Annotated in this window: 25 protein-coding genes; 9 read left to right on the top strand and 16 right to left on the bottom strand. The window is 59.4% G+C overall.

Annotation, left to right across the window (positions count from 1 at the left end):
• Nucleotides 1-126: 126 nt before the first annotated feature.
• Nucleotides 127-1467 carry a DEAD/DEAH box helicase gene (locus tag ACZZ0G_RS19625; protein ID WP_038358505.1) on the top strand — a complete coding sequence of 447 codons (1341 nt, stop codon included), beginning with the start codon at nucleotides 127-129 and terminating at the stop codon, nucleotides 1465-1467.
• Between the two features lie 55 nt (nucleotides 1468-1522).
• Here the strand turns inward: ACZZ0G_RS19625 and ACZZ0G_RS19630 are convergent, their stop codons facing one another.
• The 4 genes from ACZZ0G_RS19630 to ACZZ0G_RS19645 form a co-directional block, all read right to left on the bottom strand.
• The gene (locus ACZZ0G_RS19630) at nucleotides 1523-2122 is read right to left on the bottom strand and encodes a hypothetical protein (protein WP_463557220.1); all 600 of its coding nucleotides are present in this window, start codon (nucleotides 2120-2122) and stop codon (nucleotides 1523-1525) included.
• An 11-nt stretch (nucleotides 2123-2133) separates the two neighbouring features.
• Nucleotides 2134-2718 carry a papain-like cysteine protease family protein gene (locus ACZZ0G_RS19635; RefSeq protein WP_463557221.1) on the bottom strand — a complete coding sequence of 195 codons (585 nt, stop codon included), beginning with the start codon at nucleotides 2716-2718 and terminating at the stop codon, nucleotides 2134-2136.
• Between the two features lie 255 nt (nucleotides 2719-2973).
• Complete coding sequence (locus ACZZ0G_RS19640) at nucleotides 2974-3249, bottom strand: hypothetical protein (RefSeq protein ID WP_034153213.1); 276 nt, start codon at nucleotides 3247-3249, stop codon at nucleotides 2974-2976.
• A gap of 71 nt (nucleotides 3250-3320) precedes the next feature.
• Nucleotides 3321-4058, bottom strand: a complete 738-nt coding sequence (locus ACZZ0G_RS19645) for a DUF899 domain-containing protein (RefSeq protein WP_463557222.1) — start codon at nucleotides 4056-4058, stop codon at nucleotides 3321-3323.
• Between the two features lie 175 nt (nucleotides 4059-4233).
• Here ACZZ0G_RS19645 and ACZZ0G_RS19650 point away from each other — a divergent pair, with 175 nt between their 5' ends.
• Nucleotides 4234-4626: a transcriptional regulator gene (locus ACZZ0G_RS19650; protein WP_463557223.1), complete on the top strand. Its 393-nt coding sequence runs from the start codon at nucleotides 4234-4236 to the stop codon at nucleotides 4624-4626.
• A gap of 122 nt (nucleotides 4627-4748) precedes the next feature.
• On the opposite strand, the gene ACZZ0G_RS19655 is transcribed toward ACZZ0G_RS19650, so the two are convergent.
• The 3 genes from ACZZ0G_RS19655 to ACZZ0G_RS19665 all read right to left on the bottom strand — a co-directional run bounded on the left by ACZZ0G_RS19655 (nucleotide 4749) and on the right by ACZZ0G_RS19665 (nucleotide 6808).
• Nucleotides 4749-5618, bottom strand: a complete 870-nt coding sequence (locus ACZZ0G_RS19655; RefSeq protein WP_463557224.1) for a DUF6279 family lipoprotein — start codon at nucleotides 5616-5618, stop codon at nucleotides 4749-4751.
• 78 nt (nucleotides 5619-5696) lie between these two features.
• Nucleotides 5697-6413, bottom strand: a complete 717-nt coding sequence (locus tag ACZZ0G_RS19660) for a TorF family putative porin (RefSeq protein ID WP_463557225.1) — start codon at nucleotides 6411-6413, stop codon at nucleotides 5697-5699.
• A 206-nt stretch (nucleotides 6414-6619) separates the two neighbouring features.
• The gene (locus ACZZ0G_RS19665) at nucleotides 6620-6808 is read right to left on the bottom strand and encodes a hypothetical protein (RefSeq protein WP_016985943.1); all 189 of its coding nucleotides are present in this window, start codon (nucleotides 6806-6808) and stop codon (nucleotides 6620-6622) included.
• A gap of 340 nt (nucleotides 6809-7148) precedes the next feature.
• On the opposite strand from ACZZ0G_RS19665, the gene ACZZ0G_RS19670 reads away from it, so the two are divergent.
• The 3 genes from ACZZ0G_RS19670 to ACZZ0G_RS19680 all read left to right on the top strand — a co-directional run bounded on the left by ACZZ0G_RS19670 (nucleotide 7149) and on the right by ACZZ0G_RS19680 (nucleotide 9609).
• Nucleotides 7149-7985 (top strand): CvfB family protein, encoded by an 837-nt coding sequence (locus ACZZ0G_RS19670; RefSeq protein ID WP_463557226.1) that lies wholly within the window; start codon nucleotides 7149-7151, stop codon nucleotides 7983-7985.
• 45 nt (nucleotides 7986-8030) lie between these two features.
• Nucleotides 8031-8435 (top strand): DUF2177 family protein, encoded by a 405-nt coding sequence (locus ACZZ0G_RS19675; RefSeq protein WP_463557227.1) that lies wholly within the window; start codon nucleotides 8031-8033, stop codon nucleotides 8433-8435.
• 205 nt (nucleotides 8436-8640) lie between these two features.
• Entirely contained in the window at nucleotides 8641-9609 is a 969-nt protein-coding gene (locus ACZZ0G_RS19680; RefSeq protein ID WP_463557228.1) for a DMT family transporter, read from the top strand.
• On the opposite strand, the gene ACZZ0G_RS19685 is transcribed toward ACZZ0G_RS19680, so the two are convergent.
• Entirely contained in the window at nucleotides 9554-10735 is a 1182-nt protein-coding gene (locus tag ACZZ0G_RS19685; protein WP_463557229.1) for an MFS transporter, read from the bottom strand. The genes ACZZ0G_RS19680 and ACZZ0G_RS19685 overlap by 56 nt on opposite strands.
• Before the next feature lie 104 nt (nucleotides 10736-10839).
• On the opposite strand from ACZZ0G_RS19685, the gene ptrR reads away from it, so the two are divergent.
• Nucleotides 10840-11733, top strand: coding sequence for a putrescine utilization regulator PtrR (ptrR, locus tag ACZZ0G_RS19690; RefSeq protein ID WP_463557230.1), 894 nt, complete (start codon nucleotides 10840-10842; stop codon nucleotides 11731-11733).
• A gap of 142 nt (nucleotides 11734-11875) precedes the next feature.
• Entirely contained in the window at nucleotides 11876-12004 is a 129-nt protein-coding gene (locus ACZZ0G_RS19695) for a PA1414 family protein (protein ID WP_007914492.1), read from the top strand.
• A 106-nt stretch (nucleotides 12005-12110) separates the two neighbouring features.
• On the opposite strand, the gene ACZZ0G_RS19700 is transcribed toward ACZZ0G_RS19695, so the two are convergent.
• From ACZZ0G_RS19700 to speB, 6 genes are all read right to left on the bottom strand, one after another.
• Entirely contained in the window at nucleotides 12111-12359 is a 249-nt protein-coding gene (locus ACZZ0G_RS19700) for a phosphopantetheine-containing protein (RefSeq protein WP_016985936.1), read from the bottom strand.
• Between the two features lie 43 nt (nucleotides 12360-12402).
• On the bottom strand, nucleotides 12403-13128 hold the full coding sequence (locus ACZZ0G_RS19705) for an MBL fold metallo-hydrolase (RefSeq protein WP_463557231.1): 726 nt from the start codon (nucleotides 13126-13128) through the stop codon (nucleotides 12403-12405).
• Between the two features lie 86 nt (nucleotides 13129-13214).
• A complete protein-coding gene (locus tag ACZZ0G_RS19710; RefSeq protein WP_463557232.1) occupies nucleotides 13215-14594 on the bottom strand; it encodes a sodium:solute symporter family protein in 1380 nt (459 codons plus the stop codon).
• A 149-nt stretch (nucleotides 14595-14743) separates the two neighbouring features.
• Nucleotides 14744-16246 carry a purine-cytosine permease family protein gene (locus ACZZ0G_RS19715; RefSeq protein ID WP_463557233.1) on the bottom strand — a complete coding sequence of 501 codons (1503 nt, stop codon included), beginning with the start codon at nucleotides 16244-16246 and terminating at the stop codon, nucleotides 14744-14746.
• 56 nt (nucleotides 16247-16302) lie between these two features.
• The gene (locus ACZZ0G_RS19720) at nucleotides 16303-16725 is read right to left on the bottom strand and encodes a YybH family protein (protein ID WP_053118199.1); all 423 of its coding nucleotides are present in this window, start codon (nucleotides 16723-16725) and stop codon (nucleotides 16303-16305) included.
• Between the two features lie 10 nt (nucleotides 16726-16735).
• Nucleotides 16736-17686: an agmatinase gene (speB, locus tag ACZZ0G_RS19725; RefSeq protein WP_463557234.1), complete on the bottom strand. Its 951-nt coding sequence runs from the start codon at nucleotides 17684-17686 to the stop codon at nucleotides 16736-16738.
• A gap of 395 nt (nucleotides 17687-18081) precedes the next feature.
• On the opposite strand from speB, the gene ACZZ0G_RS19730 reads away from it, so the two are divergent.
• Nucleotides 18082-18975 carry a LysR family transcriptional regulator gene (locus ACZZ0G_RS19730; RefSeq protein ID WP_007956593.1) on the top strand — a complete coding sequence of 298 codons (894 nt, stop codon included), beginning with the start codon at nucleotides 18082-18084 and terminating at the stop codon, nucleotides 18973-18975.
• Between the two features lie 18 nt (nucleotides 18976-18993).
• Nucleotides 18994-19590, top strand: coding sequence for a tRNA-uridine aminocarboxypropyltransferase (locus ACZZ0G_RS19735; RefSeq protein WP_463557235.1), 597 nt, complete (start codon nucleotides 18994-18996; stop codon nucleotides 19588-19590).
• Nucleotides 19591-19704: 114 nt separating this feature from the next.
• Here ACZZ0G_RS19735 and ACZZ0G_RS19740 read toward each other — a convergent pair whose 3' ends face one another.
• Together ACZZ0G_RS19740 and ACZZ0G_RS19745 are read right to left on the bottom strand one after the other, a co-directional pair.
• Nucleotides 19705-21066: an HlyD family type I secretion periplasmic adaptor subunit gene (locus ACZZ0G_RS19740; RefSeq protein WP_122600191.1), complete on the bottom strand. Its 1362-nt coding sequence runs from the start codon at nucleotides 21064-21066 to the stop codon at nucleotides 19705-19707.
• Between the two features lie 10 nt (nucleotides 21067-21076).
• Nucleotides 21077-23236, bottom strand: a complete 2160-nt coding sequence (locus tag ACZZ0G_RS19745; RefSeq protein ID WP_463557236.1) for a type I secretion system permease/ATPase — start codon at nucleotides 23234-23236, stop codon at nucleotides 21077-21079.
• Between the last annotated feature and the right edge of the window lie 110 nt (nucleotides 23237-23346).

Genomic DNA, 23346 nt, shown 5'->3' on the forward strand with positions numbered 1-23346 from the left:
GTTGGAGACAAATCGAGCAACAAAAAAGCCACTGATTACGTCCGTTTGCATAAAGAAACTCGGCCTGAGCGCTCGAAACCGGTAACCTATGCAGCTGTTTTTTTGCATATCTTCGAGGTAGCACCCGTGTTTTCCCAATTCGCCCTGCACGAACGCCTGCTTAAAGCTGTGGCCGAGCTGAAATTTGTCGAGCCAACGCCTGTGCAAGCCGCGGCCATTCCGCTGGCGCTCCAAGGGCGTGATCTGCGGGTGACGGCGCAAACCGGTAGCGGCAAAACCGCCGCTTTCGTTCTGCCAATCCTCAATCGCCTGATCGGCCCGGCCAAGGTTCGCGTCAGCATCAAAACGCTGATCCTGCTGCCGACCCGCGAGCTGGCCCAGCAGACCCTGAAGGAAGTCGAACGCTTTTCGCAGTTCACTTTCATCAAGTCCGGCCTGATCACCGGCGGTGAAGACTTCAAGGTCCAGGCCGCGATGCTGCGCAAAGTGCCGGACATCCTCATCGGCACCCCGGGCCGGATGATCGAGCAACTCAACGCCGGCAACCTCGACCTCAAAGAAGTCGAAGTACTGGTGCTCGACGAAGCCGACCGCATGCTCGACATGGGGTTCGCCGAAGACGTACAGCGTCTGGTCGACGAATGCCCGAACCGTCAGCAGACCATGCTGTTCTCCGCTACCACCGGCGGTTCCGGCCTGCGCGAGATGATCGGCAAGGTGCTGAACAACCCAGAGCATTTGCAGCTCAACGCGGTCAGCCAGCTCAACTCGACGACCCGTCAGCAAATCATCACCGCCGATCACAATCAGCACAAAGAGCAGATTGTGAACTGGCTGCTGGCCAACGAGACCTATCAGAAGGCCATCGTCTTCACCAACACCCGCGCCATGGCCGACCGCATCTACGGGCGTCTGGTGGCTCAGGAATACAAAGCGTTCGTGCTGCACGGCGAGAAAGACCAGAAGGATCGCAAACTGGCGATCGACCGTCTGAAGCAGGGCGGCGTGAAGATTCTGGTCGCTACCGACGTCGCGGCCCGTGGTCTGGACGTTGATGGTCTGGATCTGGTGATCAACTTCGACATGCCACGCAGCGGCGACGAATACGTGCACCGCATCGGTCGTACCGGTCGTGCCGGTAACGATGGTCTGGCGATCTCGCTGATCTGCCACGGCGACTGGAACCTGATGTCGAGCATCGAGCGCTACCTGAAGCAGAGCTTCGAGCGCCGCACCATCAAGGAAGTCAAAGGCACCTACGGCGGACCGAAAAAGGTCAAGGCTTCGGGTAAAGCCGTTGGCGTGAAGAAGAAAAAGACTGACGCCAAGGGCGACAAGAAGAAAACCGCCGCCAAGACGCCGACAAAACGCAAGAGCGTCAACCGTCCGAAGCCGGATTCTCTGGTGAGCAGCGACGGCATGGCGCCGCTGAAGCGCCGCAAGCCGGCAGAGCCAGCGGCTGAGTAAGTCTTTTCAGGCGCACAGAAAAAACCCGGACAGTGTCCGGGTTTTTTTTCGTCCATCAATTGCCGAGCTGGCCACTGGTGTCGGCGTCAAAGCGCCGCTTGGCTTGATCAGCCGCCAGTTTCAGTGCGGCGAGCAGTGCCGCTTCGCTGTACAACCGAGTAGTCGCCAATTCCTTGGGTGTCGGCTCGATCGGGATTAGCACGTCTTCACCGTCGGCATGCAGCCAGATCGCCACAACGTGCAGTGCCGAGACAAACAGCACGCGCAACTCAACGGTCTTGCCCTGTAGTTGCGGTGCTTGTTCTGCCAGTTTCAGTGCATTTACCGCAGCAGCAGCGTGATCGCCGTGGTTCAGCGAGGCGAACTCGACGTGACCGCGCACCTCGGCCAATTGCGCATCGGCAACCGTCACGCCATCGGCAAACACCAGATAATGCCAGTCGCCGAGGCGGGCGTCTTTCAGGCCTTTGCCGTGGCTCAGGTCATCCAGACTGAGCGAATAGCCACGATAGGCTTCGCTGAGACTGATCTTCGCGGGTGCCGCGTTGGCGAACTGGCGATTGGCGCCAAAACCCTGGGTTTGCAGCGCCGCTTGCAGTGCCGGACGCAGAGTCTGTACGCCGTTGGAAGGCGCCTTTGGATAAGTCAGTTGCATGATGTCGCCTCCTAGTTTTTCACGGTGAAGTAGGTGTGAGTCCAATTGCCGCCGCCGTTGTAGGCGCGGGGGAACGCGTTCAGCGCACGGGTCGAATAGCCATAGATCGAGTCTGCGACCAACACGTAATCGCCGTTGGTGCCGTAGATCGTCAGAAAATGCGCACCGCCGCCGTACCACGCACAGCGCAGCCCCACCGGGCGGCCCATGCTGATCTGGTTCCGAATGGCCGACATCTGCAGCGAACCCTGATTCATGCCGTTGTAACTGCGGGTGGTTTGCAGGGCCGAATCCAGATAGCCGTAGACGTTGCACGGCCCCGGCTGATTGCAGCAGTTGCGGTCCAGTTGGGTGCTGGCGACGCCGCACTGCGTCCAGTTGCCGGTGCCGTAGTAGTTGCCGACCGAGGCCGAAACAGCGGCCCAGCACCAGTTGGTCTGGGTCTGTTGCTGCATGTTGAAGTTGAGGCTGCCAGCGGCGAGGGAGCTGATCTGTGCAGCGGCCTCGATCTCCACCAGTTGTGGGTCGAGCAGATGGCCGGTCAGGCACCTTGGCAAAGATTCGCCAGTGAATTGTGTTGCTTCTGTGGTTAACATTTTTCAATCCTCCATGAGTGAAAACAAGCGTCCAGCTTGTGTGGGTGTTGCGGTGTTGCTGAGCAATCGGTGTGCAGGGTTGCCATGTCAGATGGCCCGTTCCGATCTCGTTGCTCGATGTAACCGTAGATGCGGATATGCATTTGTGCAAATAAATAAATGCACTTATGCATTTTCAGGGCCGAAAAATCGCAGCTTGGGCAGCTCCTTCAGGGATCGGGGGAGCTGTCGAAGCTGCGATATTTGATTTGGCTTTTAGCTTTCGGCCTTTTTCTCAGCGGTACCCAATTCTTTCAAACGCTGATCAATTAGCTGGCATTTGTCGGGCAAATCCTTGCTGGCCGTGCCCAGATCCATTTTCTGCAATTCGGCATTGATCTCCTTGGCCTTGGCCGGATTCTGTTCGGTCAGCTTCGAGACTTCCTTGGCCAGCTGTTCGCGTTTGGCGGTGGCTTCTTCCGGCGTGCAGGCCCAGACAGGCAGGGCGCAGGCGAGGGTGGCGGCTAGGGTGAGCTTGATCAGGGTTTTCATCGGGGCAGGCCTCAGTTCCGGTTAAGGCGGGTTAACCGGTTGAGGCCTTGAGCGGGCGAAAAGTTCATTGCTCATGACTCAGAGTGACAGCAACTCGACTGACTGCCGCCCTCATACCGATCATGATGCCGAACCCACTCCATGATCTCGTCCTCATTGCGGCCCTTGGGTGTCAGATCAAGGTAGTTGTAGGCGCCGACCAACAGGTCCAGGCCACGGGCATAGGTGGAGTAGGTGTGGAAAATGTCGCCATTGTTGTCGCGATAAAAAACGCTCAATCCCGGCATTTCCTCCTCGGCGCTGTCAGTTCTTTCGTAGTTGTACGTAGCCTTTCCCGCCGCGACATCTTCTGCCCGGGCGCAAACCCCGAAGTCATAATTGAAGTCGCAACCCTCTGACGACACCCAATCAAACTTCCAGCCCATGCGGCGTTTAAAGTTCTGGAACTCGTTGAAGGAGGCGTGAGAAACAGCCACAACGGCGATGTCGTGATGGGCCAGATGCTGGTTCGCGCCATCAATGTGGTCGCTGAGGAACGAGCAACCTTGGCAACCTTCCTCCCAATCCTTGGCAAACATGAAGTGGTAAACCACCAGTTGGCTGTGCTTGCCAAACAAGTCAGCGAGTTTCAACTCACCGTTCGGACCCTGGAAGTGGTAATCCTTGTCGACCTTCACCCATGGCAACGCGCGACGTTCTGCGCTGAGGCGATCGCGTTCCTTGGTGAAGGCTTTCTCGTGAATCAGATGCTGCTTACGGGCGGCGAGCCATTCTTCGCGCGACACCACCGGATGATTCTCAACGTTCATGATGATTTCTCCTGCGGGGTTGAAACCGTCTGTTTCAGACTAGTCGTTTAACCCTGCTGGAAATCGACAGACCGCCGGTCGGTCGGCTCGGGAGATGCGGCTGAACGGCTACGAGCCACTCTGGTCACAACCTATGAACGTGCCATAAATCACGCGCACCGGAGGTTGTATCAGGATGACGACTTATAACTGGGATTTGATTGAACGCTTGCTGCACGAAGTGCAGAACAGTGCCGGCCACAGTTTTGCCCCTCGGGCTTATGCCGAGGACTATGCGGCCGCGAAAGCCAGCGCGGGCGAGCCTATCGAGAACCTTGATCATCTGAAAACGCAGGCCTGTGAATATGAAAGTCTGCTGCTTGATCGTGGATACATCGAGCCACGCTCCGATGCGGAGGGCAGCACAGGCAACAATTTCAAGCTGACCGCGCGGGGATCAAGCCTGCTCAGCCTGATCGACAGCAGCATTCCCGGCAACGATCATCCGCGTCAGGTGCTGGATGAGCAGGAGGATGCGCTGGCCGAGGCAACCTTCGATGAAGTGGCGTCTAAAGCCCAGATCGCCTGAGATCAAAGATATCCCCATGTGGGAGCGAGCCTGCTCGCGAATCCGGTCGGTCAGTGACATTTGAGGTAACTGATGCACCGCTTTCGCGAGCAGGCTCGCTCCCACATTGATCTTCGTTTTGTTCAGGTTTTTTGCGCGGCCTTGAGGCACTTGAGGTCGTTGAAGTCTTTGCGCACGCCCTCGATCTTCTTCAATAACCGCTGCCGCTGTTGCGGTGTACTTTCAGCCATCAGGTCCACCGCCAGCGAGCGTCCCTGGGCTTCGGTATCGGCGAAGGCCTTGCGGTAATCCGCTGTCCATAGACTCTCGCGATTGACCAGAAGGGTCTCGATTCTCTGTGGGAATTCGGGGCTTTTGCGTTGGGCGACGGCGGCGCTGAACTGCTTCTGCCAATGGGCCCGGTTGGCAATCCATTGGGTGTACTGATCGCCCAATGCGGTCGACCACGCCATCACGCGCTGTTCCTGAGTGGCGCTCAACGGCCCCAGCCAATCGTTCAGACGCTTGACCATGCGCGCCCCACGCTCGGCAATTTGCTGCTCAAGCGGTGGTTTGAGGTACTCCTGTTGACGCTTGCGCAGATCCTTGGCAAACGCGTCATTCATCTCGGCAACCTGTTTGTCATCCAGCCCTTGCAGCAACTCGATCGCCGACGGGGTGATCTCTCGAGCGGTTTCGGCAATGGCCTGCTTGGCTTCGACGGTACGCGCCTGCAACGCGGCATCGGTGACCTGATTGGTTTCGACCATCGTCTGCAGACGATCGAGCCAGTCCAGATAACCCGGCAACTGCGTGGTGCAATGCCAGTTCAGGTGGTCTTTGAGCCGATCGTTGAACCAGTCCTTTTGTTCGCCGTTCATGTCCAGATAGTCGCTGAGCGTCCATGGAATGATCACGTCGAGGTTGCGATAGGCCAGGCCGACGCGGCTGCACGCGCCGAGGGCGAGGGTGAAGATCAGTAGCGCGGTGATGTGCTTGAACCAGCGAGACATGGGCGAATCCTTGCGTGAGCCTGGCTTCGAGGGACTGATTCCTATGTGAGCGCAGAATGAACCCGGCAGTTCAGCCAATCAATAGAATGCGCGCGCAGCCTTGAGGGTGACGAGTCCGTCGCATTCGCTGTTGTGCCCGGAGTAGGCCGAACAATCGCTGCCGCTGAGGCTGGAATTGCTGTAGATCAGGTCGAGATCGACGCCCATGAACGGTCGAGACAATTTCACCGACCAATCGGTAAAACTGCTGACATACCCACCGTCCACGGCGACGGGCGTGTTCAGCTGGTGGGTGGTGTATTTCATGCTGACGCCGATGCCGAACGGCTGATTGCCGCCGAGATCGGCAAACAAGGTGTTGTTCTGTTTATCCGGGTCGTTGCTGAAGGCGACACCAAAACGACTGCCGAGCAGGGTCAGGCCACCGAACAGCTCCTGGCTGTCGAGGGTGTCTACTTTGGGATAGCTGTAATGGATCATCCCGACTTCGTAGCCGAGGGTCTGATCGAAAGGCTGTTTAAAACCGATGTAGGAATCGATTTCGAGGTTCTTGCCCGGTGAGATGCCCATGCTCGGTGCGTACTGGCCGACATAGAGGCCGCTGTCGTGGCTCAGGTCGAGGCCGCCGTGGAAGGAGCCGATTGCTGCGGGTTTGACCAGACCCTGAGCCATGCTGCGCGTGGGGGTGGTACCGAGTTTGAGATCGAAGTCGCCGAGTTCACGCTGGAAAATCTGCGCGTGCGCAGTCGGGCCAGCCATCAGGCCAGCGAGCAATAAACAGGAAGATTTGCGCATGCGTCACTCCATGAACAGCGAGGGCAGGGCAGCGGGCCTGCTGAAACGCTTGATCTAGACGCGTGCAAGGATACCGGCGAATGATCGGCATTGAAGGCCGTTCGTCGATTTCAAGGATTTTTGTTTAAAGCGAAGGGAGTGTCGCGCGGTGCCAGTCCAGGCGCTTCGAAGCTCAAAGCGCCTCTGGACGGGTGTAAAACCGGGTATTACTTCTTGCCCAGGCTGATCTGCTTGGACGGGCCGAACGTTTGGCCACTGACGCCTTTGGCAATTTGCTGAATCTCGCCGCCGGACTTGAGGAACGCTGCGATCTGATCGTTGATCGATTCGCTGGTTTCAACGGCTGGAGCAGGCTTTGCTTTGCTGGTGGATGCTTTTACACGCATGGCGGCCATTAACCTGTAGAAAAGTAACTCGGCCAGGCATCGTACAGGAATAACTTGACAATTGCTTGGTAAATATCCCCCGGAATAACCCAGTGCGAGGCTGCATTATTCTCGATTCAATATTCGAAATATCCGGCTAACCTGCTGTTTTAAATAAAAACATTTATATTTCGGGGCATTGAAATGCTCCACGGTCAGCGCTCGTGCCGGCCTGACGGGCGGCATCTCGACACGACCGTGAACACGGAAAATCAAGGCCTTGAGCCGGTTTCACCAGCGTGCGGATCTGCCACCCGACGGCCACGCCAAAAACGGGTAGAATGCCGCCCACGCAATGAGGGTTCTGGAAATGGCTTTAGTCGGGCGTTACAACAGTTTGCAAGTGGTTAAACACACTAACTTTGGTTTATATCTGGATGGCGGTGCCGATGGCGAAATTCTTTTGCCCAATCGTTATATTCCGAAAGATATTCCCAGCGAAGATGAAGATTGGCTCAACGTTTTTGTTTATCTGGACAGCGAAGACAAACTTCTCGCTACCACGGAAAAACCAAAAGTTCAGGTCGGTGAATTTGCCAGTCTGAAAGTCGTTGAAGTCAACAGCATTGGTGTGTTCCTCGATTGGGGGCTGCCGAAGGATCTGTTGCTGCCGTATTCCGAAGAAAAGCGTCAGATGACCGCCGGCGAATACTGCGTGGTGCACGTCTACCTCGACAAGCACACCCGCCGCATCACCGCCACTGCACGACTGGATCGCTACCTCGACAAGACCCCGGCCAACTACAGCCAGGGCCAGGAAGTTGACCTGCTGGTTGCCGAAGCCACCGACATGGGCTTCAAGGCGATCATCAACAACAAGCACTGGGGTTTGATTCACAAGAATGAAATCTTCAAGTTCATGCGCGCCGGCATGATCGAAAAGGGTTACATCAAGGAAGTGCGTGCCGACGGCAAGATCGCCCTGAGCCTGCAACCGGTTGGCCAGGAAGCGGCGAGCAGCCTGAACTCGAAGATCCTCGCCAAGTTGCGCGACAACAGCGGCACATTGCCGGTCAGCGACAAAAGCGATCCGGCATTGATCAGCAGCCTGTTCGGCGTCAGCAAGGGCAACTTCAAGAAGGCCATCGGTTCGCTGTACAAGGAAGGCAAGATCGTCATTCACGCCGATCGCATTGAACTAACCTGAGCCTTGGGTGGCCCATCCTGCATGGGCACACATGAGGTCGGTTCAATGAAAAAATCGCTGATGGCTTACGTCGCCACACTGGTGATGTTTCTGCTGCTCGACGGTATTTGGCTCGGCGTATTGATGGCGCCGACCTATCGCGAACTGCTCGGTTCGCTGATGCTCGAAAAACCGCTGCTGGTTCCGGCAGCGGTTTTTTATTGCCTGTATGTTTTTGGCTGTGTGATGTTTGTGGTGATGCCGGCAGCGTCCTGGCAATGGGCGGCGAAGCGGGGCGCATTGTTGGGGCTGGTGGCTTATGGCACCTATGACCTGACCAATTGGGCGACGTTGCGCGGCTGGTCGGCGCAGGTGTCGTTGATGGATTGGGCCTGGGGGACGTTTGCCACGGGAGTGGCTTGTGCTGCGGGGTTTTGGGTGGCGAGGCGGTTTGGCAGGTCTGATCGGTAATGCGGGTTGGCTGTGCCGGCCTCTTCGCGAGCAGGTTCGCTCCCACAGGGAAATGCATTCCGATTGTGGGAGCGAGCTTGCTCGCGAATGGCGGCGCAGCCGACAGCCATTCACCACTGACGCCGTTGAAGCACAAAATGTCTTTTCCAGACGGCTTTTTCCGCTCGACTGATTGATAATCCACAGCATTGTTTTTGCCCGATGGATGGCCTGCCATGTTGTGTGTGTTCGAGGTATTGCGGTGATTGTCGAACGGCGCAATGCCGACAGTTTTGCTCTGCAAGTGATGATCGGCCTGTGCCTGATCTGGGGCGTGCAGCAGGTAATGATCAAGTGGGCAGCGCCGGACATTGCGCCGGTGATGCAAGCAGCCGCGCGCTCGGGGATTTCCGCGTTGCTGGTCGGCCTGCTGATCTGCTGGAAGGGCGGTTGGGATCAGGTTGGCAATACTTGGCGCGGTGGTTTGCTGGCCGGTGCGCTGTTCGGTCTGGAGTTTTTCTTTATCGCCGAAGGCTTGCAGTTGACCACCGCTGCGCACATGTCGGTGTTCCTCTACACCGCACCGATTTTTACCGCGCTGGGTGTGCATTTTCTGCTGGCCAGCGAGCGTCTACGACCGTTGCAGTGGCTAGGCATTCTGCTCGCGTTCATTGGCATTGCGATTGCCTTCGCCGGCGGCGTGTCGTGGGACAACCTCGACCGGCGCATGCTGCTGGGCGATGCCTTCGGTATTCTCGCCGGTGCTTGTTGGGGGGCGACGACAGTGGTGGTGCGCGCTTCGCGGCTGTCAGAGGCGCCGGTGACGCTGACGCTGTTCTACCAATTGATGGTCGGTTTCGTCGGCCTGCTATTGATCGCGCTGTTCAGTGGCCAGATCACCCATGTCAGTCTGACCACCGTGGCGGTGGCCAGCGTGCTGTTCCAGGGGTTGGTCGTGTCGTTCTTCAGTTATCTGGTCTGGTTCTGGTTACTGCGCCGTTATATGGCCGCCAACCTCGCGGTGTTTTCGTTTATGACGCCGCTGTTTGGCGTGACCTTTGGCGTGTTGCTGCTTGGCGAACAGTTGAGCGTGAACTTCGTCATCGGCGCCGTGCTGGTGTTGCTCGGCATCACCTTTGTCAGCGCCGAGCAATGGCTGCGTCGGCGTTTGCGCAAGGCGCTGGGCCAGCGGTAACCGAGTGCATCGCCAGGCCGCCGGCGATCAGCAAACCGCAGCCGGCGATTACCAACGCCGGTTGTAAGCCGCCGCTGAAGTGGCTGCTCAACGCCGCCAGCAACGGGCCGCTGAGTTGGCCGACGGCGAAGCAGGCGGTGAGCATCCCGGCGTTGCGCTGGGTGGCGTGAGGGGCCAGTTCCCGCGAGCGCTGCATCACCAGTTGCATGCAAGCCAGGAACGGTGTGCCGCAGAGGATCACGCCCAGCGCCAGGCCGAGGCCGCTGCCAAGCAGGCAGGCAAATACACCGGCCGCTTGCAGCCACAACGTTGCCATCAGCCAGTGGCGGGTGGTTTCGGGATCGTGACGCCGCAGACTCACCAGCAACACCCCGAGCGCCGCGGCCAGACCGAAACACGGCCAGAACAGGTCTGCCTGCCATTGCCCGTGAAATTGCGCATTGGCCATCTGCGAAAGGAATGTCGCCGGAATGATGTAGCCGACACCGTATAGCGCATAAATAACGGCCAGCCGACCGATGCCGCGATTCGATGAACGGGCGGCCGCCATGGCAACCGTTTTCGCCGCGACCGGTTGCGGCAGCAGTCGCCACACGCCCAGCATCATCACCAGCGCAGCCGCCGCATAAATCAACCACAACGTTGCGGACGTCTGCTTCAGCAGATGTGAGACCAGCGCCAACAATCCTGTCAGAAAAATCCCCAGACCCGGTCCAGCGAATACCAGGGCGCCCAAGCGTGGTCGACCTGCCGCCGCTGCCAATGGCTGACTTAATGACGTGATCATCACCAGCACCCACGCACTTGCCACACCTGTGCCGAAACGCAACACGAGATGCGACCAGAACCCGTCAGCCCAGAATGATGCCAGGGTCAGCAACACACATAACCACAACCCGCCATGCAAGCGCCGCTGAACCTGTTGCGGGCGATGGGCGAACATCGCATCCACTGCGCCGAGCAGGTAACCGAGGTAGTTGGCCGCCGCAATCAGACCGGCGGCCGTCAGGTCGATCTGGCCTTCGCTGAGCAGGTGCGGCATTTGCGGGGTGAGGGCGAAGCGCCCGATGCCCATGGCCATCATCAGGGCCACGAAGCAGGCGGATAAGCGAATCAGTGGCGACATGGTCGAAATTCCGTGAGGGCTTCAATGACCGTCAGGCTAGGACTGATTGACTTTCTTTAAAATTGAATAATAGTGAGTAACTTGTTCTGTTCTGGAGAAAGGCTGTGGAGTTCAGTCAACTGCGGATTTTTCAGGCTGTGGCCGAGGAGGGTTCGATCACTCGCGCTGCCGAACGCCTGCATCGGGTGCCGTCGAATCTGTCGACCCGGCTTAAACAGCTCGAAGAGCAACTGGGCGTCGAGCTTTTCGTCCGTGAGCGTCAGCGCTTGCAGCTGTCGCCTGCGGGAAAAGTCTTGCTGGACTACACCGGTAAACTGTTCGCCCTGCGCGATCAGGCCAGTGCGGCGGTGATGGGCGGCAAACCCGCCGGTGACTTCGCTTTGGGCACCATGTATAGCACGGCAGCGATCCATTTGCCGGCGCTGCTGGCGAGGTATCACAAGCAGTATCCGGCAGTGAATCTGCAAGTGCAGTCGGCGCCGAGCGGGGAGTTGCTGGAGGGTTTGCTCACCGGCCGCCTCGATGCCGCGTTGGTGGACGGCCCACTGCAACTGGCCGGGCTCGATGGCGTGCCGTTGTGCGAAGAGCGGCTGGTGTTGATCACTGAAATCGACCACCCGCCGGTGCGCAGCGCCCGGGATGTGGAAGGACGTTCGGTGTTTACCTTTCGCCGCGGTTGTTCCTACCGGATGCGGCTGGAAGCCTGGTTTTCGCACTACCAAGCGACCATGGGCAGGGCGATGGAGATCGAGTCCTATCAGGGCATGCTCGCCTGTGTGATTGCCGGTAGCGGCGTGGCGTTGATGTCGGAGTCGATGCTGGCCAGTCTGCCTGGCCGCGAGAGCGTCGCCGCGCACCCGTTGGCCGAGCCATTCGTGGGTGCGACAACATGGCTCATGTGGCGCAAGGGCATGGTCGGCGCCAACCTCAATGCGTGGATCGAGGTGCAGCAGGGCGTCTATCCCGCGGCTCAGATCGAAACCCGAGAAACAGCCTGAACCAATGCTGACGAATTCTGTTCAATTCAGTAACAGATCATTGCGGATTTGGCCGAGCATTGCGTAGGACTTCGGACTATTATCAGTGCGAAGCGGCCTCAGAATTCCGGCCGCTCAGCACCACCCTGAAGGGGGCATGACGATGAAAGAGAAAATTCAAAACTGGCTGCACGATTTGGGTGTTGCCCTCGGTTTGATCGAACCGCCTCTGCAACCCGTACCGATCCGCACCGATGACGAGCAGCGCCGCCGTCAACAACGGCGCCGGTAACGCCCCCGATCCGAGATCAAAGGATTCAGATCAAGAGATCGCAGCCTGCGGCAGCTCCTGCATAAAACGGTGCAGGAGCTGCCGCAGGCTGCGATCTTTTGCTTTTTCAGTGCCGCCCGATCTCAAGCAGAAACCGGCTCAAGTCATTTGCCGTCTTCGCGGTCTTGAGCATGCGGTCTTCTTCGGCAGTGAATGCCGTCAGTCCGAATTCATCTTCCAGATGAAAGATCAAATCTTCGATATCGGCTTTCTCCAGGCCCAGTTGCACCAGACTGGTGTTGTCGGTGAATTCGCGGGTTTCCAGCAGACGCCGGATATATCGGTGCACGGCGGCACGCACAGCAGCTCTTCTCATGGCAGATTTTTCTGATGGTTGTTCTGCTTGAGTGAAGCAGGCCTCAGGCATGCCCGCGCAACCACTGGTCAATCATCGAACGCAAATGCTCCCCGGAAAAACTGCCGAAATGCCCGCCATGCACCGTGTGGATCGGCAACGCCTGCAACCGCCGCAGACTGGTGGCGTAATCCAGCAGATTGGAGTGGTAGGCGTCCTCGATCAGCGGCCCGTCATAGATGATGTCGCCGCTGAATAACGTTTCCGTCGCCACCTCATACAGGCTGATCCCGCCCGGCGAATGCCCCGGCGTGTGCAGCACTTGCAGCGTGCGATTGCCCAGATCCAGCACGTCGCCGTCCTCGACAAACCCGGTGGCGGGCGCGGCTTTGACCCGGTATTCGGCGTAGCACAACGGGCAATCCGGGTGCGCTTCGAACATGTCATCGCCGACGAAGGCGCGGCTCAAATCATTCTCGCCATCCGGCGCCGCAAGAATATCGGCCTCGGCGCGATGCACCAGACGTTCGGCAAATTCGTGATGCCCGGCGATGTGGTCGAAGTGGCAATGACTGGCCACCGCCACCACCGGCCGCTCGGTTATCCATGGCAATTGCTCGCGCAGGCTGACCAGCCCTGAGCCGCTATCGAGCAACAGGTCTTTGTCGCGGCCCTGAATGTGCCAGAGGTTGCAGCGGTAGAATGGCCGAATATAAGGCTCGTGAATCAGCCGGATGCCATCGTTCAGGTGCTGCACTTCAAACCACTGATCGCGAGAAACGATCTTCATAAATCATTTTCTCCAGACGTAAAAAAACGGGTGTGGCAACCGACGCCACACCCGTCGAAGAAAGCATCAAGTCGTTACATCAGAGCTTAGATCGCACTCGCCACGGTTGCCGGGCGAGGGGAGACCAGGCTGACCACCACAAAACTCACCAGACCTACGCCGAGGCTGAAGTAGATCGGCGTGTTGGCATCCAGCCCGTCCTTGAACATGAACAGCAGCGAAGTGGCGAAACCCAGGCCCATGGAGGCGATGGCGCCGGCAGTGGTCGCGCGTTTCCAGAAGATCGCGCCGATCAGCGGGATCAGCATGCCGCCCACCAGCAGGTTGTACGCCAGCGTCAGTGCGCTGATCACATCGTTCACCACCAGCGCGATGCCCAGCACGACGATGCCGGTCAGCAGGGTGAACAAGCGGTTGATGCCCAGGCTCGACTGTTTGCCGCCGCGCAGTTTCGGCAGCAGGTCTTCCGTCACGGTGGTGGCCGCTGCGAGCAGGCCGGCGCTGGCGGTGGACATCATCGCCGCCAGTGCTGCAGCGATCACCAGACCACGGATGCCGTCCGGCAGCGACAGTTTGACGATGGCGGCGAAGGCGTTGTTGACGTTGCTCAGGTCCGGGATCAGGACGTGAGCGGCCATGCCGATCAGGGCGCAGGCCAGGCCGTAAAGGATGCAGTAGAAACCTGCAAAGGTGCCGGCGTACTTGGCGACTTTTTCGTTCTTGACGGTGAACACCCGTTGCCAGATGTCCTGACCGATCAGGATGCCGAAGAAGTAGATCATGAAGTAGGTGATGATGGTGTCCCAGCCGATGCTGGTGAAGTTGAACGCAGCGGCCGGCAACTTCAGCACCAGTTCGTCCCAGCCGCCGACGCGGTACAGGCAGATCGGCAACAGGATGAACATCAGGCCCACGGTCTTGATGATGAACTGGACGATGTCGGTCAGGGTCAGCGACCACATGCCGCCGATGGCCGAGTAGACCACCACGACACCACCACCAAGCAATACCGATACCCAGAACGGCAGATCGAACAGCACTTGCAGCACGGTGCCGATTGCCAGGATCGAAGTCACGCCGATCATCAGCGCGTAGGCCAGCATGATGATCGCGCTCGCCGAGCGGGCCATCGGGTTGTAGCGTTTTTCCAGCACCTGGGTAACGGTGTAGATCTTCAGTTTCAGCAGCGGTTTGGCGAGGAACAGGTTCAACGCGATGATCCCGCAACCCAGTGCCGCGCACAGCCAGAAACCGGAAATGCCGTGCACGTAGCCCAGACGCACGGTGCCGACGGTCGACGCACCACCGAGCACGGTCGCGGCCATGGTGCCCATGTACAGGCTTGGGCCGAGGTTGCGACCGGCAACGAGAAAATCCTCGTTGGTCTTGGCCTTGCGCATGCCGAAGTAGCCGAGCAAGAGCATGCCGGCGGCGTAGATGAGGACGACGAATAAATCCAAAGCCATGATGGCGTGTCTCCGATTGTCTTTTTTATGTGAGGCTGAATTCTGTCTCCTGTGGGAGCGAGCTTGCTCGCGAAGGCGTCGGCACATTCAAATTGATGTGACTGATAGATCGCTTTCGCGAGCAAGCTCGCTCCCACAGGGGATCTGCGTCAGGCGGCCTGACGCAGTTCAGGTTTTTCTACGATCTGGCTACGGGCATCCTTCGGGCCGAACACTTCGCGCGGTTCCGGGAACAGGCTCAGCAGCGTCAGGTACACCACCGAGGCCAGGCCCAGGGTCACCGGTAAACTGATGTCGATGCCGCCGGCCATTTCACCCAGCGGGCCGACGAATTGCCCCGGCAAGTTCACGAAGCACAGGCCAACGGCCGCACTCGGGATCCATGCACCCAGACCACGCCAGTTCCAGCCGTGGCTGAACCAGTAGCGGCCGCCCTGTTCGCCGCGAGTGAACACTTGCAGGTCATCCGGGCAGTAGAAGCCGCGACGCACCAGCAGGCCGATGATCATGATCACCATCCATGGCGTGGTGCAGGTGATGATCAGCACGGCGAAAGTCGACACGCTCTGCACAAGGTTCGCCGCAAAGCGACCGATGAAGATGAAGGCAATCGACAGCACGCCGATCAGCAGCGTCGCCTTCACTCGCGACAGCACGCGCGGGAACACGCTGGACATGTCCAGCCCGGTGCCATACAGCGACGTGGTGCCGGTGGACATGCCGCCGATCACCGCAATCATGCACACCGGCAGGAAGAACCAGCTCGGCGACACCGCCAGCAGACCACCGACATAGTTGTTCGCCGCGATGTAGTCCGGCGCCTTGATCGCGACGATGGTCGCGGTGGTCAGGCCGAACAGGAACGGGATAAACGTGGCGATCTGCGACAGCACGACGGCGGCCATGATCCGTTGCTTGGAGGTTTCACGCGGGATGTAGCGCGACCAGTCACCGAGGAACGCACCGAAGGATATCGGATTACTCATCGCAACCAGCGCTGCGCCGATGAACGCGGCCCAGAAGCCCGGTTGCCCGAGGCTGACGGTGCCCGCGTAATGCGCGTCGAAAGGACCGGCGAAGGCGAAGATACCCAGCAGGAATAACAGGCTGGCGCTCCACACCGCGATCTTGTTCACCCACAGCAAAAAGCGGAAGCCGTAGATGCACACGGTCAGCACCAGAATCGCGAACAGACCGTAGGCCAGGCCCAGAGTCAGGTCGGTTTCCGGCAAACCGATCAGGCGTTTTGCACCACCGATCAGCGCATCCCCCGAACTCCACACCGAGAGCGAGAAAAACGCGATAGCGGTCAACAGCGACAGGAACGAACCGACGATCCGCCCGTGCACGCCGAAGTGCGCACCGGATGACACGGCATTGTTGGTGCCGTTGAGCGGGCCGAACAGGCCCATCGGTGCGAGGATCAGCGAGCCAAGCAGTACGCCCAGCACAATCGCCCAGACACCGGCCTGAAAAGACAGACCGAACAGCACCGGGAAACTGCCGAGCACGGCGGTGGCAAAGGTATTCGAACCACCGAAGATCATCCGGAACAAGTCCGTCGGGCCTGCGCTGCGTTCGTGGTCCGGGATCTGTTCGACCCCGTGGGTTTCAATCTGCGTAAGGCTTTGGTCGTTGTTGTTGTTATTCATGATCTGCTCCGATCATAAAGGCGCGCCTCATCGTGCGTGAGGCGTCACCCGTTTGGCTAAGGGGATGGCAGCCCTTCCGGCATTGCGGACAAATGTTCGTGGCAGGCCAGCCAATGGCCTTGTTGTTCTAGGCTCGACGCTTGTTTCTTGAAAACAATCGTCTCGCGCTCCTGGCTGAAGTGTTGCTCCCCTTGCATGCGCAGCTCGGTGGCCACGTCATGGATGAAAATCGCCACGTCACCTTGCAGGCTGACAAAGGCGTTACTCGAGGTGCACGCAAGCACCTCGAAGCCATCCTCGGCGCGCCAGCTGTCCCACAAGGCCTGGTAGGCATCGCGCGACAGCAGCGGCTGTTCGAGGGTGTAGAAGACGAAACTTGCATCGGCGCTGAATGCGCCGAAGTAAGCCTCGCGATCGTTACGGGCAAAAGCAGCCACCAGCTCGGCGGCCGCTTGCAGAACCTGATCACGTTCGTTCATGACCCAACCCTCAGCGGTGAACCACGCCAGGCAGTACGCAGAGCATTTCGTACAGCAGGTTGGCGGCCAGCAGCGAGGTGTTGCCGGAGGTGTCGTAAGCGGGCGAGACTTCTACCAGATCGCAACCGATCAGGTCGAGGCCTTGGCAGCCGCGAACGATTTCAATCGCCTGAATGGTCGTCAGACCGCCGATTTCCGGGGTGCCGGTGCCAGGTGCCCAGGCCGGGTCGATGCCATCGATGTCGAAGCTCAGGTACACCGGGCCGCCACCGACTTTTTCGCGCACTTCGGCCATCAGCGGTGCCAGCGACTTGTGCCAGCACTCTTCAGCTTGTACGACGCGGAAGCCCTGATCGCGGCTCCAGTTGAAGTCGTCAGCGGTGTAACCCTGAGCGCGCAGACCGATCTGCACGACGCGATCGCAATCGAGCAGACCTTCTTCAACCGCGCGACGGAAGGTGGTGCCGTGGGCGATTTTCTCGCCGAACATGTGATCGTTGACGTCCGCGTGGGCATCGATGTGCACCAGACCGACCTTGCCGTGCTTTTTGTGGATCGCACGCAGGATCGGCAGGGTGATGGTGTGGTCGCCACCCAGGGTCATCGGGATCACGTTGTGCTCGAGGATGTTGTCGTAGGCTTCTTCGATGATGCGCACGGCGTCGAGCAGGTTGAAGGTGTTGATTGCCACGTCACCGATGTCGGCAACCGACAGCGAGTCGAACGGCGCAGCGCCGGTGGCCATGTTGTAAGGGCGGATCATCACCGATTCGGTGCGGATGTCGCGTGGCCCGAAGCGGGTGCCGGGGCGCAGCGAAGTACCGATGTCCAGTGGCACGCCTACGAAGGCAGCGTCCAGGCCGGCAGCGGTCGGTACATGGGGGAGTCGGAGCATGGTGGCGATGCCGCCGAAGCGCGGCATTTCGTTGCCGCCCAGTGGTTGGTGAAGAATCTTGTCCACGGGTAAGGCCTCATCGTCTTTGTTTTATTTATGTCGGCGCGCCGTTGAGCAAAGGTTCGGACGCCGCTGTGGGGCCGATGATGCGAAATGTAGTGAGGGGAAAGAATCGCTACGGGCAAAAACTTAGTTCAGATTTTTCTAAACTAATGGCGAGGCTGGGATTAGACTTTGGCGGGTTCAAGATTGTGATCGGCCGGGGATTGCTGCCCTCACCCCAGCCCTCTCCCAGAGGGAGAGGGAGCCGACCGAGTTGTTGGCGGAATCTGCATCGACCTGAAAAATCGAGTCGAGCTCAGGATTTGAAAGCCATGGAGATCAGCTCCCTCTCCCTCGGGGAGAGGGCTGGGGTGAGGGGCTTTTCCCACAGACACACAGTTGCAAAGCCCGGAGTAGACATGGCCAACGCTTTACCCGACCTGAAACTATTACGCATTTTCGTCAGCGTCGTCCGTCATCAGGGTTTCGCCAACGCCCAGCAGGAGTTGAATCTGTCGACTTCGGCGATCAGCACCTACATGAGCCAGCTCGAAGCCGCGCTCGGCCTGGTGCTGTGCCATCGCGGACGCGGCGGGTTCAGCCTGACCAGCAAGGGTGAGCTGTTCCATCAGGAAACCCTGCGCCTGCTCGCCGAGCTCGAAGGTTTCGAGCAATACGCCGCTGCGCTCAAGGGCGAACTGCGCGGCACGCTCAACCTCGGCGTGATCGACTCCACCGTCAGCGACAAGGCTCTGCCATTTGCCGAAGCGATTGGCGCTTACAGTCAGGAACACCCGGCGGTGCATTTGCATCTGTCGGTGATGAGCCCGTACGAACTGCAACTCGGCGTGCAGGACAACCGCCTCGATCTGGCCATTGGTGCGTTTTCCACGCGTATGAGCGGTCTGGTGTACATGCCGCTGTACCGCGAACAACACTGGTTGTATTGCAGCAGCCGTCATCCGTTGTTCAACGAGCGGCGGATTCCCGAGCAAGTCATCACCCAGCAACGCATGGTCGGACGTGGTTACTGGAGTCAGGCCGAACTGGCGCGCCACGGCTTCAAACACAGCGCCGCTACGGTGGAAAGTATGGAGGCGCAGCTGATTCTGGTGCTGTCCGGCGCCTATATCGGTTACTTGCCAGAACACTACGCTCAGGCCTGGGCCGACAAGGGCGACTTGCGCGTACTGCTGCCGGCGACCTTCGGTTATCAGGCACCGTTTTCGATGATCATGCGCCGGGGCCGCAGCCGCGAGCCGCTGATCCAGACTTTCCGAGATTTGCTCAAAGCACAGCTCAATCAGGCTTAGCTTGCAGGAAAAAGAAGTATGTCCAGACCCCAATGCCCGCGCTGCCTGCGCCCACAAACCCATTGCCTGTGCCCGCTGATCCCGAGCCTCGACAGCCGCACGCGGGTGTTGCTGTTGCAGCATCCGAGCGAGGTCAATCATGCGTTGAACACTGCGCGGTTAGCGGCGCTGGGATTGACCAATGCCGAGCTGATCGTGGGCGAGGTGTTCGAAGATTTGCCGACGCTGTTGAACCGGCCGGGGTATCGGGCGCGGTTGTTGTTTCCCGCTGATGATGCGCAGCCGATGCAGGCTTATGGCGAGTCCGATGAGTCGTTGTTGCTGGTGGTGCCGGATGGCACCTGGCGCAAGGCGCGCAAGATGTTGCACCTCAATCCGCTGCTGGCGGCGTTGCCACGGGTGACGCTGGCCGAGGGCGGGGTGTCGCGCTATCGCTTGCGCAAGGCACCGGGGCCGGGGGCGTTGTCGACGATTGAGGCGATTGTGCAGGCATTGCAGACGCTGGAACCGTCGGTTTCATTCGAGCCGTTGCTCAAGCCGTTCGAGGCGTTGATCGAGGGGCAGATTGCGGCGATGGGGGAGGAGACCTTTCAGCGTAATCATGGTCACAAATGATCGTTCTCACGCTCTGCGTGGGAATGCATCCAGTGACGCTCTGCGTCACAGTCGCAAAGGGACGCGGAGCGTCCCGGGCGGCATTCCCACGCGGAGCGTGGGAACGATCATTGACTAGCGCTCACGCATCGCCTCGGTCCGGGCTTTCAGCACTGGTTTGAGCAGATAATCCAACACACTTTTCTCCCCGGTAATAATGTCCACCGTCGCCACCATCCCCGGAATGATCAGCAACGGTTTCACATCCCCGCCCAAATGGTTTTTATCGGTGCGCACCTGAATCAGATAAAAGCTGTTGCCCTTGTCATCGGTAATCGTGTCCGCACCAATCAACTCAAGCTTGGCACTCAGCCCACCGTAAATCGTGTAGTCATAAGCACTGAACTTGACCATGGCTTTCTGGCCCGGATGCAGGAACGCGACATCCTGTGGCCGCACCTTGGCTTCGATCAGCAGGTTGTCTTCCAGCGGCACGATTTCGACCATGTCGCTGCCCGGCTGGACCACGCCGCCGATGGTGTTGACCTTCATTTGCTTGATCACGCCGCGCACGGGCGATATGACCGTGGTGCGGGTCACTCGGTCATCGATGGCGATGCTGGTGGCGGTGATTTTCGACAGGTCGGTGCGTTTCTCGTTCAGCTCCTTGGCCGCCTCGGAACGGAAGGTCTGTTCGGATTCGTCGATCTTGCTGCGGATCTCGGCAATCGCCGATTCGGCGCGGGGAATCGCCAGCGTCGTCGCGTTTAATGAGCCTCGGATTTCTACCGCGCTGCGCTTGAGTCGGAGGATTTCCACCGGTGATACCGCGCCGGTTTTCACCAGCGGTTCGGACATGTTCATTTCTTGCTGCAGCAATGCCAGACTCGAGCTGAACTGACCTTGCTTGGAACGAAACTCGGCAAGCTCCTGAGTCTTCTGCCGCAGTTGTTCGCTCAACGTGCGCTGCTCGCTGGCCAGTCGGCGCTGGCGTTGTTCGTACAGCGAGCGCTCGTCTTCGGCGACTTGCGGCGCCTTGGCGATGACTTCATCGGAGAGCTTGAACGGCCGGCCCTCGGCCTCCGCCGACAGCCGTTCGACCTGCGCGGTCAGCGCATAGCGATCAGCTTCGCTCTCACCCTTGTTCGAGCGAAAGCGCGTGTCATCCAGGCGCAGCAGGGTGTCGCCCTTGTTCACCATTTGCCCTTCACGCACGAAAATCTCGGTAACGATCCCGCCTTCAAGGTTCTGGATCACCTGCACCTTGCTCGACGGAATTGCCTTGCCTTCGCCCATGGTCACTTCTTCGAGCACGGCGAATTTGGCCCAGACCACCGCGCTGATCAGCAACGCTGCGGCCAGCCACACGGTGATCCGCGACCAGCGTGGCGAATCCTGCAACGAAGCACCGGCGGTTTCCGGCATGAATTCGGCTTCGGCGCTTTTGCCGAAACTGTCGAAGTAGCCGCGATCTTTGCTATCGGAGGAAGCAGACATGGGGCAACTCCTAGACCGCCGCCGAGCCGACACGGCCCTTGCGCAGTGCATCGATGACCGCTTCTTTCGGGCCGTCAGCGACGACCCGGCCGTTGTCCAGCACCAGCAAGCGGTCCACCAGACTCAGCATCGAGGTGCGGTGGGTCACCAGCAGTAAGGTTTTGCCTTGCACCCAGCCATGCAGTTTCTGCCGCAGCAAGTCTTCACTGCTGTTGTCCATGGCGCTGGTGGGTTCGTCGAGCAGCATGATCGGCGGATCGAGCAACAGCGAACGTGCCAGCAACACGGCCTGACGTTGGCCGCCAGAAAGCAATTGCCCGCGTTCACCCACCGGACGATCGAAACCTTGCGGATGCTGGCGAGCGAGTTCGGTAACGCCGGTCAGTTCGGCGACTTCGAGCATGCGTGAATCGCTGATGTAACGCGCGCCGAGCGTGAGGTTGTCGCGCAGGCTGCCGGCGAGCAATGGCAGGTCGTGGGCGACGTAACCGATTTGCTGGCGCAGGTCGGCAACGTCGAGTTGGCGCAGGTCGAGGCCATCGAGCAGCAGTTGGCCTTCCTCGGGTTCATAGAAGCCCATGACCAAACGCGCCAAGGTACTTTTGCCCGAACCGCTGCGGCCGATGATGCCGACCCGCTCGCCGGGTTTCAGGCTGAAGCTGACATTGCTCAGTGCCGGCGCGTTCTGGCCGTTGTAGTGAAAGGTCACGCCGCTGACGTCCAGCGCACCTTGCAGTTGCGTGCGCTCCAGCGGCCGCTGTTTGCCGTCGCGTTCCTGCGGCAGAGCCATCAGCGCATCGGTGCTTTTCATGGTCAGTTGCGCTTGCTGATATCGGGTGATCAGCCCGGCAATCTGCCCCAGCGGCGCGAGCACACGGCTGCCGAGCATGTAACTGGCGACTAGCGCACCGACGCTGAGATTGCCGGCGATGATGCTGTAGACCCCGGCGACAATGGTCGCCATTCCCGAGAATTGTTGAATGAACAACGTGCCGTTGGTGGCCAGCGCCGAGAGATTGCGCGCGTGGCTGTCGAGGCGGGTGAGGGCGCCGTGGGTGCTTTCCCATTTGTGCTGGCGCTCGCTTTCGGCGCTGCAGGCTTTGAGGGTCTCCAGGCCACCGAGGGTTTCGATCAGCACCGCCTGGCGTTCAGCGCCGAGGCTCAGGCTCTTTTGCACGGTGTCACGCAGGCGCACTTGAATGATCATCGCGAAGATGATGGTGATCGGAAACGCCAGCAGCGGAATTACCACCAGCCAGCCGCCGAGCAGGCCGATCACCACCAGCATCAGCACGACGAAGGGCAGGTCGATCAGGCTGGTCAGCGTCACTGCCGTGAGGAATTCACGCAGGCCCTGAAAGTCATGAATGCTTTGCGCAAAGCCGCCGATGGTCGCCGGCCGCGCCTTCATCGACATGCCAGTGATGCGTTCGAATAAAGTCGCGGAAAGGATCACGTCGGTTTTCTTGCCGGCGGTGTCGAGCAGGTGCGCACGCACCACCCGCAAAACCAGTTCGAAACCGGTGCCGATCAGCAGCCCGATCGACAGCACCCACAGGGTCGATGTCGCCTGATTCGGCACCACGCGGTCATACGTTTGCATGACGAACAGCGGCACCATCAGGCCTAACAGGTTGATCAGGAAACTGGCGAGAATCGCATCGCTGTAGAGCCATTTTGACAGCTTGAGGGTGTCGCGAAACCACGCATGAACGCGCGGCACCAGTGGCGAGCGCAGGTCTTCGAGTTCGTGACGCGGGCGGGCGAACAAGGCTTGGCCGCTGTAGTGCTCGGTGAGTTCTTCACGGCTGATCCATTGCTCGCCACCATCGGCTTCACTGGGCAGGATCAGCGCTTTGCCGTCGTCGCCGAAACGTCGCAACACGGCGGTGCGGCCGTCGTTGAGCAGCAGCAGAATCGGCAGGTTGAGTGGGGAGATATCTTTCAGATCACGGCGCAGAATACGCGCCTGCAACCCGGCCCGAGCGGCGGCGCGAGACAGCAGATCGAGGCTCAGGCGTTGTTTGTTGAGCGGCAGCCCGGCACTCAGGCTGGCGCGACTGACCGTCGCGCCATGCAGTTTGCAGAGGATCAACAGACCGTCGAGTAACGGATCATCGAAGCTCAGCCGCGGATCGACCCCGGTGTGGCCGGGTTCCATGCTGGTCATATTGATCGCCTCTGTTGAACGGGCACGGGAATCCACACATTGATCGTTCCCACGCTCCGCGTGGGAATGCAGCCCGGGACGCTCCGCGTCCCAAAGCGGACGCAGAGCGT

This window comes from Pseudomonas sp. AC169, assembly GCF_979258515.1.